The organism is Acutalibacter sp. LFL-21, assembly GCF_025630755.1.
Classification (GTDB): domain Bacteria; phylum Bacillota; class Clostridia; order Oscillospirales; family Acutalibacteraceae; genus Acutalibacter; species Acutalibacter stercoravium.
The window spans coordinates 360,634-375,684 of sequence record NZ_JAOTNT010000001.1 but is presented as its reverse complement, the minus strand read 5'-3'; the positions used below and the strand labels follow the sequence as shown (position 1 = coordinate 375,684).

Below are 15,051 nucleotides of genomic sequence, written 5' to 3'. Positions count from 1 at the left end.
AAATTGGGAGGTAAAACTATGAAAACGACCATGCGCAAGCTAGTGGCCCTGCTGTTATCTGCCGCCCTGCTGACCAGCGCCTTTGCCGGGTGCTCCAGCGGCGGGAGCTCTGGCACAGAGTCTGAGACGGGCTCCGCCGCCTCAGCGTCCACCTCGGAAGAGAGCGGTGCGGAAAGCGGCTCCACCGCCACTGGAGAAGTGACCACCCTGAAAATTATGGGCATTGACAAGACCGCCACAGTGGATAGCGGCGAGATTTCCCTCTCCGACTGGGTGGCGGGCGGCAGCCCTATCTATGACGCCTTTGTGGAGAAGCTGGCCGAGTATGGCGTTGCCCTGGAGCTGGACCTGATCCCCGAGGACCAGTATCAGACCGTGTGCCAAACCCAGCTGGCCGCCGGTATTGACGCGGACATTATGAACATCACCCCCTTGGATGACCAGACCCGCCTGAACCTGGTGGACCAGGGGAAACTCATCTCCATTAACGAGGTGGTGGAGAACCACTCTCAGGGTGACGCCAAAGAGTATTACACCAACGGCAACGGCGCCCAGATGATGAACAAGCTGGCCCTGGAGGACGGCAACACCTATTGGTTGACGGATATCACCATTGCTTTAAATGAAGATGGCGAGGTGGGCCAGGGCGCCGCCATGTCCTTTATGATCCGCCAGGATTGGCTGGACGCGCTGGGCCTTTCCGCCCCCACCACCACCGACGAGCTGATGGAGACCATGAAGGCCTTCCAGGAGAACGACGTGAACCAGAGCGGCGAGGCCGATGAGGTGCTCAGCATCTCCCTGAGCGACTTTTCCAGCGGCCTGTCCAACTTCTACGGCATCGGCCGGACCATGAGCGGTGAACTGACCTATGTGAACACCGAGACCGGCACCGTGGAGTCTCCCTGGTACCATGAAAATATCCAATCTTACATCGAGTTCGTCAAGTCTTTGGTAGACGCCGGATATGTGGATACCAGCGACCAGCTGGATGAAAAGAAGGCGGAGAACAAGATTGCGGGCCTGTTTGACTGGGCGGGCGAGACTTGGCAAGAAGTGGGCATCACCGTGCCGGAAGGCGCTGCCGCCGCCTACTATGCCCCCGTTGTCCTGAAGGCCAGCAACGCCGCCGTAGAGACGGAGCCCTACCTGTGCTGGCAGCAGGGCTATCAGCTGGGCGGAAACAAATACGCTGTCACCAGCGCCTGTGAGGACCTGGACGCCGTGGGCCGCCTGTTTGATTTCCTGGTCAGCGACGATTACCGCATCCTCACCGAGTACGGCCTGGAGGACTACTCCTACACCCTGGGGGAGGACGGCTCTTACAACGCCATCAAGGACGCGGAAGAGTCCGACGCCCAGCAGCTGGCTGCCGGCTGCGCCCTGTGGACCAACGCTTCCATTCTGCCCCGGTTCGAGCTGAAGTCCGCCCAAGATTGGGCCACTGAGCTGCAGGGCTATCAGGACGCTGGCAAGACCATGGGCTATCCCGAGACGGGCTTTGAGAAGAAGAAAGAATTCTTCGATGAATATAGCGATTATGAGTATAAGCTGCCGCACGAGTCCAACCCCGAGCTGGCACCTGCCACCGCGGAGGAACTGGACACCATCTCTTCCATCACCAGCGACCTGACCACTTACTCGGAAGAGCTGCTGACCAAGCTCATCCTGGGCCAGCAGAGCATGGATGACTGGGACACCTATATGGCAGACCTGGAGCGGCTGGGCCTTGACCAGCTCATTGAGATCAACCAGGCCCGCTACGACCGCGCCCAGGGGAATGCGTGAAAAACGGACGGATAGGAATTGTTTCTTTTGGGGTACTGTAAAATAGAAGGGGAAAAGCGTGGTGAAAGCACCGCGCTTTTTCCCGTGTCCGGGGAATGGGGCGCTTGGTTGATTTTGCCCTGGTTCTCTTGTATAATAATGCGTATCATTCAATGCGCGAAAGGGGTGCTCTTTTGGTGCCCTTCCCGGAAGAGGGACGAAACGGAGGGTAGAACCGTATGACAAAGTATTTTCAAAAGCCCTTTTTCCGCAAGCTTTTTCTCTCTTATACCGCCATTTTGCTGGCTTGTTCCCTTGTTTTTTCTTCCATTCTTTTCCAGCAGATTTTGCAGCAGGAGCGCAGCGTGCAGGAACAGCAGTGCCGCAGCGACGCCCAGCTGCTGATGCAGGTGGTGGATGACAAGTTTACCGAGATTGAGAACATTGGCACCCAGCTTGCTTCGGCCCAGTGGTTTCAAAAGGTGCGGTCCCAGTCAGAGATCCTCAATTCCTCCATCACTGTGTTGGAACGCCGGGACATCTGCCAAGAGCTGCAGACGTATTACAGCATTTTGCAGGTGGCAGACAGCATTGCCCTGCTGCTCCCCGAGAAGGAGCAGGCGGTGGACCGGGTCTCCTTTTGGGAAGAAGAGCGGTATTTTTCCTCCATTGGCCTGGAGGAGGACCTGATTGACGAGGAGACCGAGAAGGCCCTGGTGGAAAGCTATAAATCCATGCTGCTGGTCCCGGGGGAGAACGGGAGCTTTTATGTGTTTAAGCAGCTCAACTATGGCACAGAGCCGGACTCTGTGCTGTTCTGCCTAATCAACGCCTCCTGGTTCCAGCAGTTCTTGTCCCAGCGGTTTGCAGATTCGCTGGGCTCCTTGGAGATCCTCTCAGACGGGGAGGTGGTCTTCTCCATGACGCAGGAAGGGGAGAGCCCGGACCAGTGGCAGCGTTTCGAGCTGGATTCCAACCTGTACCAGTGGACCTATTCCATCGCCATCCAGCCGCCGCAAACGGCCTTTGCCGGCCAGGGGCTGATGCTGGGCTCTTTGCTTTTGCTGGTGCTGCTGGTGGGCGGGGCCCTGGCCCTGTTTTTGGCCCGGGCCAGCTATGCGCCCCTGTTCCAGCTGATGCAGCGGCTGAACCTGATTGAGACCCAGGAAAACGAGCAGGAGTTCCAGGCGTTGGAGCATGTGTTCCAGGACCTGGGAAAACAGAACCGGGACTTGGAGCAGATTTCCACCCAATATTACAACACCATGCGCACCAACCTGATCTCCTCTCTGCTGGCGGGCGCCTTCTCGGAGGAGCGGATTGCCCAGCAGCTGCCGCTGTTCGGCCTGGATTTCCAGGAGGAGATGGAATATCTGGTGGGGGTTTTGGAGTATGTGGACGCTGCCAGCCCCGAGCAGAAAGCGGTGGACTACATGCAGCTTAACACCTTCTGCCAGGAGCGGCAGATCGCCGCCCAGTGGATGGAGTCCATGGACCAGCAGCTGGTGGGCATTTTCACCTCTGCCGAGGGCAGCGGAAGCCTGTTTGAGGGCGCCAACTTGGTGCGGGATTACTGCGCCTCACATTTTGGCCAGGATGTGGGGTTCTCCTGCGGGCTGCCCCAGAAGGGCCTGAGCGGCATTGGAAAATCCTATCAAGAGGCGCGCAGCCACAGCCAGGAGGATGAGGCGCAGACCTCGTATTATTATCCGTTGGAGATGGAACTCCAGCTGATTAACCAGCTGAAGCTGGGAAGCCAAGACGGGGCCCGGAAAATTTTGGAGGAGCTCCGGGAGGAAAACCTGAGCCGCCCCCTGAACGGGGAGGACAGCCGCCGGGCGGCCATGCTGGTCCTGGAGACGCTGCTTCGCGCGGCTTCGGACATGAAGCTGGAGGTGCCCAATGCCCGGGAGGAGTTTGGCCAGATCCTCTCCTCGGGAGACGGGACCTGGGCGTGGGACTATTTGGCGGGCACAGTGGACCTGATCTGCGGCGAACTGCGGAGGCAGGATGAGATGTCCTCTCAAAAGATCGGCCCCCAGCTCATCGCCTATGTGCGGGAGCATTACTGCGACTCCAGCCTTTCGCAGCAGCAGCTCTCCAGCCTGTTCCACATCTCCCGGTCCATGGTTTCTAAGGTGTTTAAAAATACAGCGAAAGTCAACTTTATTGATTACCTCCACCTGCTCCGCGTGCAGAAGGCCAAGGAGTACTTCGACGCGGGAGAGCGGGATGTGCTGGCAGTGGCCAAAAAGACCGGCTATGAAAACGAGACCACGTTCAAACGGGCGTTTCTGCGGGTGGAATCCATCACGCCGCGGAAATATGTCCAACAGATCGGAAAGCGCTGAAGCCCTTTTGGAAGGCGCGCGAACGCGGTCCCCAACCCCCGCCCGGGCAATTTTTGTGCCCGGGCGGGGGGTTCTGAATGGCAGCTGCGTAAAGGCCGGAAGGAAAGGATCTTTTTGGAAATTCTTTTAAAACTGTTTTGGGATGAGGCGGTGTATCTACCCTCCTGAGAGTGGCGGAGAGTTGCATTCTGCCGCAAGATGTGGGCTTCTTATTTATCTATTTTTTACGATAAAGCCTTGTATTAAACGGCAATTTAAGATATACTGAAGAAAATTGTGATTTCCCATTGGCGGGGGGAGGGCGCTGGACCGCTGGCAAGCTCCCTGCCGCAAATATTTCCTGTGGGAGCTGGCGGTGCGGCTGTTCCACAGTATTCCAACCGATCTTTTTCCCAGTCTTAGCGCCTCTGAGCAGCGAATCCGATTCCGATGCGCTGGACGTGCTCGGTAAGGCTTGTTGTAAAACCTAAAAATCCCATGTTTTACTCCATGCTCCATGGCAAACCGGAGCGGCAATTGGCTGATGCTGCGTTTGAGGGGGAAGATATTGACAAGGAAGGGCTTTGGGTTATCCGGGACGGGGTACCGCAAAAACGGGGACACAATGGCATCCGCGGGATTTCTGTGGATGAGGTTGTTCTATATGAATTCTGTCCGGCGGATATAACCATCCTTCAGATGATGAAACATCTCACATATAAGGAGAAATCGTATGGTAGAAAAGCTGTCCCTGTTTGAGATGGAAGAGCAAGGCCAAGAGCAAATGAGAATCAACTGTTCCGGAGCTCTGGATATTGTAAAAATGGAATTCTCCGGTGCGGAAAGCCTTTCCTGGCAGGAGCTATTTTCCGGGTACGATTCACTCCATGCCATTACATATTCTTCCGGCATCAGCTTCGTCTACCGCCTGTTGGACTTATTTGAAGAGGCAGAGATCATTTTCGGCTGCGACGAGGTCATTTCCTATTCTCTCCAGGAGATTATGGCCTACCAGTACAAGACCATTGAACGGATGCGGGAAACGGCCAGCCGAATGAAGCTGGACCTCATTTCCCGGATTGAGGCCGAGACGCTGCGGTTTTATGTGGCTCGAAGCGTTCTATCCCATGAAAAAATCTATCTTCTCTCTGCAAAAGATGGGCGGAAACGGGTGATTATGGGTTCGGCTAACCTGTCTTTCTCCGCATTTGGTGGAAAGCAGCGGGAAAATATCTGTTACCTGGACGGAGACAGAGCCTATGATTGGTATTGGGATCAATATTGCCAGCTGCGGGAGGACAGCACGGACCAAATCGCAAAAGAGGCCCTGCTATGTGCTGACGGCAAAGAGAACCTGGAAGAGTTGCCCATTGCCAGAACCATACGCACCAAGAAAGCGCTCGTCATACAGCCTATAACAGAGGCGCAGGAAGAAGTCCGCTTTTCTTTGGACATCAGAAATTTAGCGGCCAAGTTTGCCCCCTCTGTCCCTAAACCGGATAAGAAGGGTAAGCTGATGCTTTCCCCGGAGAAGATAAAATCGATCCGCCGGCAGGTGATCTCCAACCAGGAGAAGGAAAACGAACTGCAAAGTGTGTACCCGCAGCTGGAGGTGTCTCCAGATGAGGGGGTGGCCCGGCTCAATGGCAAAATTTTGGATCTGTCGCCAGCGCGGGAAGAGGTCGCCAGAGATGTGGGATTGTTTCTGAAATACATGGATGGCTACGAAAAATTTCACGGCGATGTGGCTGGGATGCAACGCCGGTACTACGAATTCGCCAACTGGTTTTTCTGCAGCCCCTTTATGGCGGGAATGCGGGACACTGCGGTGCGGTACAATCAGAACCTGCTCCCTTACCCCGTGTTCGGCCTGGTCTACGGGCAGAGCAAAGCTGGGAAGACCAGTTTCTTGGAAACCCTGCTAAAAATGATGATTGGGCAGAAGGCCAAACTCTCTGCCCCGGAGTTTACCCGTTCCAATATTGAGAGTCTAAAGCGCATCGTAAAGGGCGCCCCTATCATCGTGGATGATTTGACCAACACGCGCTTCAGCCAACATGCCATTGAGACCATCAAAAACGACAGCTTTGGAGTAGCGGAACAGCTGACCCACTATCCGGCCGTGGTCATCAGCGCCAATGAGGATGTCAAAGCCGTCGCCCAAGAGATTATCCGCCGGACTGTGATCTGCCGCGTCCAAGCCGGTCTTACCAATACGGAAGTGATGCGCAGCAGTGTGGTGCGCACGGTACAACGGGAGATTGGGACGGCGTTCTACCGGGAATACCTGAGAAAAATGATGGAGATTATCCCTGATCTGCAGGAGAATATGAAGGATGAAACGGCAGAGAACGCACCGGATATTTTGGCAGAGTCCTCCCGGATTTTAGGGGAGATCTTCAACGAATTTGCGAAGGGAGAGCTGCCGTCGTATATCCGGGCCCTGACCCTTGAGGACTATTTCAGTGAAAAAGTCACCGGAAGCTACGCTATAAAAACCATTCGCAACGCATGGAAAACCAGCCGGCCCTCTTTTGAACTGTCAGAGCGTACCAACGAACTGCGCTACAACGCTGGGGCCCCATACGAGGCGGAGCGCATCTTGAAAGAACTGCCCGAGACATTGGAGGCTCACAAGTCCAGAGATTGGGTAGTTATGAACCTGGAAGTTGCGCGGGAGTTTTTTGGGATTCCCTTTAAAAAGTCTTGGTTAGGCCGATTTTGGCAGAGGTGATCTCCTTGCCTGCATGTCAAAACGGGTCCGTGGCCGCATCTCCCAAATCATGGGGGCAGATGGAAAAAACGCCTCTATGAAGCACTCTCCGGCGAGGAGTATCTGCGCCTTCTGAACGAAAACCTGATTTTGAGAGCGAGGAAGGACAGCGGGAGTTTGTGGAGAGGAAAGCACAACAAGCCGCCAAAACGGGATAAGAGTAAAGCGCAGGGCAGGGGCATCGTCGCAGATGCTCTTGCCTTTCCTCGTTACATCGAAAAACCGGGATTTGTTTTACAACCATACTGACCAATCACCATAATCGAAAATTCCGCTGCCATGATGAAGTTGCCCTTTTGTTTTGAGCTGTCGAAATGCGTCTCGCATACGAATGATAATTTCAGGCTGGATATCAAGCGAATGATGTGCAGGGAACACCCTCTTTACAGGAAGCTCTGCAATTTTTTCAAGAGACTGCAAGTAAGCTTGTGGGTCAGTGGACGGGAACCACGCTGTGAGCCTATCCTTATACACCAAATCGCCTGTATAGAGATAACCTTTTTCTTTCTCCCAAAAGCACATATGACCGGGAGAGTGCCCCGGTGTATGTAGGACTTCTATGCGTCTCCCTCCAAGATCTATGTACTCGCCTCCGTGTAACACCCTGGAAGGCGTTCCCTGAAAAAGTTCATAAGAATTTACATCGAAGCCGTCTGGCAAATCACAACGGTCAACCACGTATTCTTTAATCGCATCTAACGGTTGCGGAAAACTGCCGTTCAGCCAATTCAATTCCGCTTCGTGTGCGTAAAAATCGGGATAATCCTTGTGTCCGCCAATATGATCCCAATGAATGTGTGTGGCAACGGCTGTGACTGGTTTATCGGTCCATTCGTTTATGACCTCAGAAATATTACAGATGCCCAGCCCAGTATCAATCAACAAACTTCGCTCTGTACCGTTCAAAAGATAACAATGGGTTTCCTCCCAATGGCGATATTCGCTGATTATACAGGTATTCTCATCAATCGTATCTATTGTAAACCAATCTTTCATTCTAAATCCCCCGCACAAATTCTGATTTGTTTCTGCAAAACATGATATCAGCATAGAAAACCAAAAACAAGGGCAGGAGTATAACTCCTGCCCTTGTCCGTCAAATCAAATTTTCAAATAGAAATGATAAATCCGAGCGCTTGGCCCCGTAACACCCTAAAAACACAGGCGAGAAAAATCGCGAGCCCCCAAAGGAGAAGTTCACGACTGGGGAGCGGCAGCTTGCCGCTGGTCGAGGTGGAAGGACAACTGCACGCTGTAAGCGCGGGCGAAAGGGCAAAAGAAAAAGCCGAGCCCGGAACGCAAATTGCGTCCAGGCTCAGGTTGGTACGGACGTTCATAACGGCACTTTGCCAAATAAAAAATCCGAGTGCCCATATGAACACTCGGACTGGTCCGAGTGACAGGATTTGAACCTGCGGCATCCTGCTCCCAAAGCAGGCGCGCTACCAACTGCGCTACACCCGGATATAAAACTGGAGAATGGCCCATCTGGCGGCCTGCCGGGCCGGACGGTGCGCTTCCCTGGGGGCGTTCCGCCGCGTGAAAAGCAGAGGCCCCGCGGGTCCTGGTATCCACCTTGTGCCGCAGGGATTTCCAGGCAGGGTTCGCGCCCGTGGCGGAAGCGGGTCAGAAAAAAGGATACGCAAAAAACCGCCCGGCCATAACAGTCAAGCGGTCTTTTCGGTGGTGGGGACAACAGGACTCGAACCTGTGACCTCCTACGTGTGAAGCAGGCGCTCTAACCAGCTGAGCTATGCCCCCGTAACGAGTATTGATTATATCAGGTTTTCCAGGCGGAGTCAAGCCCCGTTTTGAAAAAATTTAGCTGCGGCCGCCGGCCCTCCTCTGGGGGAGGGGGACCCCCAGGGGGAATTCCGCCGGGGCCATGCCCGGCGCCTGTGCGGGGGCCCATGGAAAGCGGGGGCAGGGACCTTCGGCCAGGCTATTGCATAGGATGGTGCGGGAAGGCTTTTCCCGGAGGGGAGGTGGAACCATGGCACTTCCCAAAAAGGGCATTGACATTTCGGAGTTCAACGGGGATGTGGACATCCAAGCCCTAAAAGGGCAGGTGGAGTTTGTCATCATCCGATGCGGCTACGGCAGCGACTATCCCAACCAGGATGACGCCCAGTTTGAGAACAACGTGCGCAAGTGCCAGGCCGCGGGCATTCCCTGGGGGACGTACCTCTACTCCTACGCCCAAAACACGGACATGGCCCGCAGCGAGGCCGCCCACACCCTGCGGCTGCTGAACGGGCGCAAGCCCCCCTATGGCGTGTGGTACGACGTGGAGGACAGCTCCCTGCCCAGCGGCACAGCCATCATCGACAACTGTGTGGCTTACTGCCAGGCTATGGAGGAGGCCGGGTGCTACTGCGGCATCTACTCCTTCCTCTACTGGCTGCAGACCCGGCTCAACAGCCCCCGGCTGGACCCCTATGACAAGTGGGTGGCCCAATGGAGCAGCAGCTTGGATTACACCAAGCCCTACGGCATGTGGCAGTTCACCAACAGCTTGGTCCTCAACGGCAAGGCGTTCGACGGGGACTGGGCCTACAAGGATTACCCCGCTTTGACGGGAGGAGAGGAGGAAGACGATATGACCCAGGAAGAAGTGGTCAAGCTGGCCCGGGCAGAGGCCCAGAAGGTCTACGGGGAGAATGAGGAGAAGTATAAGACCATTGCCTCCGCACCCAGCTGGGCCCGAGAGGCCATCCAGCAGGTATATGAGGAGCTGGGGCTTGCCGGCACCGGGGGCACGGGGGCCAATACCCGCATTGACGCCAGTGAAACCTATGTGCGGGCGCTGGCTGTCATCGCCAAGGTGCTGGACAAACTGAACCAAGAGCAGGGCAGCGCCTGAACCCCGCCCCCCGGGGGATTCCCGGGGGGCATCTTTCTGCCCAAAAGGAAATTTTAGAGGGACTGCCCAAAACCCTTATTGTTTCTTGACCGCCGGTGTAGTACAATAAAAGCTAAGGACGGAGAGAAAGGATGAAACGTCATGGAAATGGAAAAGCTCAGTTTCGAGATCAGCCGCCTTCTGCACTATGGCCTGCAGCGGGGGCTTATCGCCCTGGAAGACGCGGCCTATGCCGCCAACCGGATGCTGGCCCAGCTGCACCTGCGGGAATTTACCCCGCAGGCTGTGGAGGAGGAGCTTCCCTATCCGGCAGAGCCTTTGAAAGCCCTGTGTGAGTACGCCGCCCAGGCGGGGCTCATCGACCCGGACACCCAGGACGCCCGGGACCAGTTCGACACCGAGCTGATGAACTGCCTGATGCCCCGGCCTTCCGAGGTGGTGAAGAAGTTTTATGACCTGTACAGGGAGGACAAGCAGGCCGCCACGGACTATTACTACGGTTTGAGCCGCGCCTCCAACTACATCCGGGTGGACCGGATTGAGAAGGACAGGATGTGGACCGCCCCCACCGAGTATGGGGACTTGGTCATCACCATCAACCTCTCCAAGCCGGAGAAGGACCCCAAGGCCATTGCCGCGGCCAAGAGCGCGCCCCAGTCCGGCTATCCCAAGTGCGCCCTCTGCCGGGAGAACGAGGGCTATCTGGGCAGCGCCAACCAGGCCGCCCGGGGCAACCACCGGCTTATCCCCTTGGAGCTGGGGGGCGAGCCCTGGTTCTTGCAGTATTCCCCCTATGTGTATTACAACGAGCACTGCATCGTCCTCAGCCGGGAGCACCGGCCCATGAAGGTGAGCCGCCAGTCCATGGCGCGGCTGCTGGAGTTCGTCACCCGGCTGCCCCACTACTTTGTGGGCTCTAACGCGGACCTGCCCATCGTGGGGGGCTCCATCCTCACCCACGACCACTTCCAGGGCGGCCACTACGAGTTCCCCATGGCCAAGGCCCCTGTGCGGGAGAAGGTGGACTTCCCCGGCTTTGAGGACGTGGAGGCGGGCATCGTCCACTGGCCCATGAGCGTCATCCGGCTGCGCGGCAAAGAGCCCTCCCGGCTGGTGGACCTGGCGGACAAGGTGCTCACCGCCTGGCGGGAGTACAGTGACGAGAGCGCGGACATTCTGGCCTACACGGACGGCACGCCCCACAACACCATCACCCCCATTGCCCGGCGGCGGGGGGAGGACTACGAGCTGGATTTGGTGCTGCGCAACAACCGCACCACCCAGGAGCACCCCTTGGGATTGTTCCATCCCCATGCTGAGTACCACCACATCAAGAAGGAGAACATCGGCCTTATCGAGGTGATGGGCCTGGCCATCCTGCCGCCCCGGCTGCTGACGGAGACCCAGCTGCTGGAGCAGGCCTTGAAAGAGCCCCAAAAGGCGGCGGACATCATGGCCCGGCCGGAAATGGAAAAGCACCAGGCCTGGTATGAGGAGCTGAAGGCCGCCGGCGCCGGAGAGGGCGACACCCAGCGGGCCATTCAGGAGAGCATCGGCGTCATCTTTGGAAAGATCTTGGGCAACGCCGGTGTGTACAAGGATACCGAGGAAGGGCGGGAAGCCTTCCGCCGGTTCTGCAAGAGCCTGTGAGAGTCCTCCGGCCTCTGGGGTGGCGGGAGCGGCTGTGGTGCCTGTTCCTGCCCGCCCGGTGCCTGTGCTGCGGCAGGGCAGTACGGCCGGAGAGGCTGTTTTGCCCCGGCTGCGTCCCCGCCCTGCCCAAGGAGCCTCTCTCCCGGGAGTTTCCCCTCCCCGGAGGAGGCTCTCTGGCTGTTGCGGCCTGTTTTCCCTATGAGAAGGGGTTCCGCCGCACCCTGCACCGGCTGAAATTCCAGGAGGAGCGGGCCCTGGCCCGCCCTTTGGGAACGCTTATGGCAGAGGCCGCCTCCTCCCTGGGGGAAGATTTTGACGGAGTGACCTGGGTGCCCATGTCCCCTCAGAAGCTGCGCCGCCGGGGCTACAACCAAAGCGAGCTGCTGGCAAAAGCGGTGGCCAAAGAGCTGGGCCTTCCCGCCTGGGACCTGCTGGAACAGGTGCGGGAGACGGACACCCAGCACAACTTAACCCGCGCCCAGCGGGCGGACAACGTGCGGGGCGCCTACCGGGCTAAGGGTGCCGCTCTGGGAAAACGGGTGCTTCTGGTGGACGATATCGTCACCACAGGGGCCACCCTGCGGGCCTGCGCCCAAGGGCTGTATGGGGCAGGGGCCCAGAAGGTATGCGCCGTCTGTGCGGCCAACACCGCCTTCAGCCGGCGGGAGGAACTTCCCCCGGCGGAGCCGGAGGAGGATATGTGAAAGGAGGGTGCCCATGCTGCACCGCTATTCCAGAGAGGAGCTGCTCATCGGGGAAGAGGGACTGAATAAACTGCGCCGGGCCCGGGTGGCCGTGTTCGGCATCGGGGGCGTGGGGGGCTATGTGGTGGAGGCCCTGGCCCGCAGCGGCGTCGGAGCCCTGGACTTGTTTGATGGGGACACAGTGGCCCTCACCAACATCAACCGGCAGATCATCGCCCTGGAAAACACCGTGGGCCGCCCCAAGGTGGAGGTGGCCCAGGAGCGGGTGCTGCTCATCGACCCCCAGTGCCGGGTGGAGGCCCGCCAGCTGTTTTTCTCCCCGGAAAACGCTGGGGAAGTGGATTTCTCCTGCTATGACTATGTGGCCGACGCCATCGACACGGTGACCTCCAAGATCGAACTGATCCTCCGCTGCCGCCAGGCCGGGGTGCCGGTCATCAGCTGCATGGGGGCGGGGAACAAGCTGGACCCCACCGCCTTCCGGGTGGCGCCTATCGAGAAGACCAGCGTGTGCCCCCTGGCCCGGGTCATGCGGCGGGAGCTGAAAAAGCGGGGCGTCACCGGGGTGAAGGCGGTGTACTCCACCGAGGAGTCCCTGGCCCCTGCCGCCGCCCAGGAGGGGGACGTGAAGGGCACCGCGGGCCGCCCCACCCCCGGCAGCATGGCCTTCGTGCCCAGCGTGGCGGGGCTGATCTTGGCCGGGGAGATCGTAAAGGACCTGCTGGGCGGCCAGTGATCCGTTTGAGAAGAGAGAAAGGAGCGTTCCATGGAACAAGATAAAGTGATCCCTCTGGACACCCAGCGAAGGCTGGTGGCCTATCAAACGGCAAAATCCTGGGAAGAGGTGCCCCATGTGGCCTATCTCTACGAGCCGGACGCTACGGAGTTCTACCAGGCGTACCTCCGCCGGCGGGAGGAGCTTTCCGGCCAGGGGCTGCGGCTGACCTTGAATACCCTGCTGCTGAAAGCCGTGGCAGAGGGCCTGAAAGCGGCGCCCTGCTGGAGATCCTGCCGCCCCAGGTGTTCGCAGCGGGGATTTCGGCCCTTCAGGAAAAGCCCGGCGTTTACACGGACCAGCGGGGGGAGAAGGCCATCGGGGTCCGCCGGTATCTTCCCATGTGCCTGGCCTTTGACCACCGGGTGATGGACTTTTCCGGTTTGGTGCCGTTTTTGAAACGAATGGATGAGATCTTCGCCAGCCCCGCAGAGATCGGGGCCTGGTGACCGGCAGAGCAGGAGGGACGCCATGAACACGCCTGTTTTTCAAGCGGGGGAGTTTTCCCTCCCCCTGGACCGGACCTATGTGATGGGCATTTTGAACGTGACCCCGGACTCCTTCTCCGACGGGGGGAAATACCTGGACCCCACCGCCGCCCTGGAGCGGGCTTTGGAGATGAAGGCGGAGGGGGCCGGCCTCATTGACGTGGGGGGGCAGTCCACCCGGCCGGGGTATACGGCCATCTCCCCGGAGGAGGAGTGGGAGCGCATCCGAGACGTGCTGCCCGCCCTGGTGAAAAAGACCGGCCTGCCCATTTCTGTAGACACGTTCTACCCCTGGGTGGCCCAGCGGGCTCTAGAGGCAGGGGCCTCCATTCTCAACGATGTGAGGGGCTTTGGGCCGGAGATGCTGGCGGTAGCGGCGGGCTCCCGCTGCGGATGCGTCGTCATGGACCCGGGCACCACCGGCGGGGATATCTGCGCCCGGGTGAGGGGCTTTTTCCTGGACCGGCTGGAGGCGGCCCAGAGGGCTGGCATCGCCCGGGAGCGGCTCTGCTTTGACCCCGGCGTGGGCTTTGGCAAGACCGTGGAGGAAAACCTGGACCTGATTGCCCATGTGGAGCGGACCAAAGTGGAGGGCTGCGCCTTTTTGATGGCGGCCTCCCGCAAGCGGGTGACCGGGGCTTTCTGCGGCAACCCGCCCTTTGAGGAGCGGCTGCCCGCAACCCTGGCGGCCCATACCGCTTCCATTTTGGGCGGCGCGGACCTGGTGCGGGTCCACGATGTAAAAGAGGCCGTGCAGGCCGCCCGCATGGCGGACGCCTTGAAGCGGCGGTAAACGGGCAGGCGCCCCCACTGCCGGGGGCGCCGTATGAGAGAGAAAGGGGTGCTCCGGATGGACACAATACAAATCAAGGGGCTGCGGATTTTCGCCTACCACGGCGTGGGCCCGGAGGAGAAGAGGGACGGCCAGCCTTTCGTGCTGGACATTGCGATGAAAGCGGACCTTTCCCGGGCCCGCCGTTCCGACGACTTGGAGGACACGGTCAACTACGCCGCGGTGGTGGAGGCGGTGCGGGCGGCGTTCACCGCCCAGAGTTACGACCTGATCGAGCGGGCGGCCCAGGCCGTGTGCGACGCCGTGCTGGAGGACTTCCCCCCGGTGCAAGAGGTGCAGGTCCTTTTGAAAAAGCCGGAGGCGCCTGTCTCCGCGGAATTTGACTACATGGCGGTGGGGGTCACCCAGCGCCGGGAGGAGGCATAAGTATGCAGGTGGTTTTGGGGCTGGGCACCAACCTGGGGGACCGGGAAGAGAACCTGGCCCGGGCCTTGGACGCCCTGGAGCGCTTGGAGGGCACAGAGCTGCTGCGGCTCTCCAATATCTATGAGACGGACCCCTTTGACGTGCTGAGCCAGCAGGACGACTACCTCAACTGCTGCGTGCTCATAGAGACTAAATTGAAGCCCCAGCGGCTTTTAGAGCACTGCCTGGAGATTGAGAAGAGCCTGGGCCGGGTGCGGGTGGAGTACCACGGCGCCCGCACCATGGATATCGACATCCTGCTGTGCGAAGGGTTTGATTCCCACACGCAGGAGCTGACGGTGCCCCACCCCCACATCCGGGAAAGGGCCTTTGTCATGATGCCGCTGTCGGACCTGTTCCCCCTGCACCAGGCCTTTGGATATGACTTCCACCAGGCCTACGAGGCGGTGGACAAGTCCGGGGTGGCCCTGTATAAATAGGAC

12 protein-coding genes, 2 tRNA genes and 1 pseudogene are annotated in these 15,051 nt (G+C 58.6%); 12 read left to right on the top strand and 3 right to left on the bottom strand.

Translation table 11 applies throughout. The features are described 5' to 3' along the window. Positions 1 to 18 precede the first annotated feature (18 nt). The 3 genes from ODJ80_RS01705 to ODJ80_RS01695 all read left to right on the top strand — a co-directional run bounded on the left by ODJ80_RS01705 (position 19) and on the right by ODJ80_RS01695 (position 6,831). Positions 19 to 1,788 carry an extracellular solute-binding protein gene (locus ODJ80_RS01705; RefSeq protein WP_263040635.1) on the top strand — a complete coding sequence of 590 codons (1,770 nt, stop codon included), beginning with the start codon at positions 19 to 21 and terminating at the stop codon, positions 1,786 to 1,788. Positions 1,789 to 2,006: 218 nt separating this feature from the next. Beyond that, positions 2,007 to 4,118, top strand: coding sequence for a helix-turn-helix domain-containing protein (locus ODJ80_RS01700; RefSeq protein ID WP_263040634.1), 2,112 nt, complete (start codon positions 2,007 to 2,009; stop codon positions 4,116 to 4,118). Between the two features lie 712 nt (positions 4,119 to 4,830). After that, complete coding sequence (locus ODJ80_RS01695; RefSeq protein WP_263040633.1) at positions 4,831 to 6,831, top strand: phospholipase D family protein; 2,001 nt, start codon at positions 4,831 to 4,833, stop codon at positions 6,829 to 6,831. Between the two features lie 273 nt (positions 6,832 to 7,104). Here the strand turns inward: ODJ80_RS01695 and ODJ80_RS01690 are convergent, their stop codons facing one another. The 3 genes from ODJ80_RS01690 to ODJ80_RS01680 all read right to left on the bottom strand — a co-directional run bounded on the left by ODJ80_RS01690 (position 7,105) and on the right by ODJ80_RS01680 (position 8,631). After that, positions 7,105 to 7,866, bottom strand: a complete 762-nt coding sequence (locus ODJ80_RS01690; RefSeq protein WP_263040632.1) for an MBL fold metallo-hydrolase — start codon at positions 7,864 to 7,866, stop codon at positions 7,105 to 7,107. A gap of 392 nt (positions 7,867 to 8,258) precedes the next feature. Then, positions 8,259 to 8,334, bottom strand: a tRNA-Pro gene (locus ODJ80_RS01685). Between the two features lie 220 nt (positions 8,335 to 8,554). Beyond that, a tRNA-Val gene (locus ODJ80_RS01680) sits at positions 8,555 to 8,631 on the bottom strand. A gap of 232 nt (positions 8,632 to 8,863) precedes the next feature. Between ODJ80_RS01680 and ODJ80_RS01675 the strand changes: the two genes are divergently transcribed. The 9 genes and pseudogenes from ODJ80_RS01675 to folK all read left to right on the top strand — a co-directional run bounded on the left by ODJ80_RS01675 (position 8,864) and on the right by folK (position 15,048). Continuing rightward, positions 8,864 to 9,733, top strand: coding sequence for a glycoside hydrolase family 25 protein (locus ODJ80_RS01675; RefSeq protein ID WP_263040631.1), 870 nt, complete (start codon positions 8,864 to 8,866; stop codon positions 9,731 to 9,733). A 147-nt stretch (positions 9,734 to 9,880) separates the two neighbouring features. Beyond that, positions 9,881 to 11,383 carry a UDP-glucose--hexose-1-phosphate uridylyltransferase gene (locus tag ODJ80_RS01670; RefSeq protein ID WP_263040738.1) on the top strand — a complete coding sequence of 501 codons (1,503 nt, stop codon included), beginning with the start codon at positions 9,881 to 9,883 and terminating at the stop codon, positions 11,381 to 11,383. Then, a complete protein-coding gene (locus ODJ80_RS01665; protein WP_263040630.1) occupies positions 11,380 to 12,087 on the top strand; it encodes a ComF family protein in 708 nt (235 codons plus the stop codon). The genes ODJ80_RS01670 and ODJ80_RS01665 overlap by 4 nt, the downstream gene beginning before the upstream one ends. Before the next feature lie 13 nt (positions 12,088 to 12,100). Beyond that, a complete protein-coding gene (locus ODJ80_RS01660) occupies positions 12,101 to 12,823 on the top strand; it encodes a tRNA threonylcarbamoyladenosine dehydratase (protein ID WP_178864698.1) in 723 nt (240 codons plus the stop codon). Between the two features lie 30 nt (positions 12,824 to 12,853). Continuing rightward, positions 12,854 to 13,033: pseudogene (locus ODJ80_RS01655) on the top strand (hypothetical protein); the annotation flags it as partial. Between the two features lie 74 nt (positions 13,034 to 13,107). Continuing rightward, complete coding sequence (locus tag ODJ80_RS01650) at positions 13,108 to 13,311, top strand: 2-oxo acid dehydrogenase subunit E2 (protein ID WP_263040629.1); 204 nt, start codon at positions 13,108 to 13,110, stop codon at positions 13,309 to 13,311. A gap of 22 nt (positions 13,312 to 13,333) precedes the next feature. Next, positions 13,334 to 14,143 carry a dihydropteroate synthase gene (gene folP, locus ODJ80_RS01645; RefSeq protein ID WP_263040628.1) on the top strand — a complete coding sequence of 270 codons (810 nt, stop codon included), beginning with the start codon at positions 13,334 to 13,336 and terminating at the stop codon, positions 14,141 to 14,143. Positions 14,144 to 14,200: 57 nt separating this feature from the next. Further along, positions 14,201 to 14,569 (top strand): dihydroneopterin aldolase, encoded by a 369-nt coding sequence (gene folB / locus ODJ80_RS01640; RefSeq protein WP_263040627.1) that lies wholly within the window; start codon positions 14,201 to 14,203, stop codon positions 14,567 to 14,569. A gap of 2 nt (positions 14,570 to 14,571) precedes the next feature. Then, positions 14,572 to 15,048 (top strand): 2-amino-4-hydroxy-6-hydroxymethyldihydropteridine diphosphokinase, encoded by a 477-nt coding sequence (gene folK, locus ODJ80_RS01635; RefSeq protein ID WP_263040626.1) that lies wholly within the window; start codon positions 14,572 to 14,574, stop codon positions 15,046 to 15,048. Positions 15,049 to 15,051: the final 3 nt, after the last annotated feature.

What these genes read in the sequence shown, in the direction of transcription:
- ODJ80_RS01705 (WP_263040635.1), top strand. Translation starts at nt 19, where the DNA reads ATGAAAACGACCATGCGCAAGCTAGTGGCCCTGCTGTTATCTGCCGCC.
- ODJ80_RS01700 (WP_263040634.1), top strand. Translation starts at nt 2,007, where the DNA reads ATGACAAAGTATTTTCAAAAGCCCTTTTTCCGCAAGCTTTTTCTCTCT.
- ODJ80_RS01695 (WP_263040633.1), top strand. Translation starts at nt 4,831, where the DNA reads ATGGTAGAAAAGCTGTCCCTGTTTGAGATGGAAGAGCAAGGCCAAGAG.
- ODJ80_RS01690 (WP_263040632.1), bottom strand. Translation starts at nt 7,866, where the DNA reads ATGAAAGATTGGTTTACAATAGATACGATTGATGAGAATACCTGTATA.
- ODJ80_RS01675 (WP_263040631.1), top strand. Translation starts at nt 8,864, where the DNA reads ATGGCACTTCCCAAAAAGGGCATTGACATTTCGGAGTTCAACGGGGAT.
- ODJ80_RS01670 (WP_263040738.1), top strand. Translation starts at nt 9,881, where the DNA reads ATGGAAAAGCTCAGTTTCGAGATCAGCCGCCTTCTGCACTATGGCCTG.
- ODJ80_RS01660 (WP_178864698.1), top strand. Translation starts at nt 12,101, where the DNA reads ATGCTGCACCGCTATTCCAGAGAGGAGCTGCTCATCGGGGAAGAGGGA.
- folP (WP_263040628.1), top strand. Translation starts at nt 13,334, where the DNA reads ATGAACACGCCTGTTTTTCAAGCGGGGGAGTTTTCCCTCCCCCTGGAC.
- folB (WP_263040627.1), top strand. Translation starts at nt 14,201, where the DNA reads ATGGACACAATACAAATCAAGGGGCTGCGGATTTTCGCCTACCACGGC.
- folK (WP_263040626.1), top strand. Translation starts at nt 14,572, where the DNA reads ATGCAGGTGGTTTTGGGGCTGGGCACCAACCTGGGGGACCGGGAAGAG.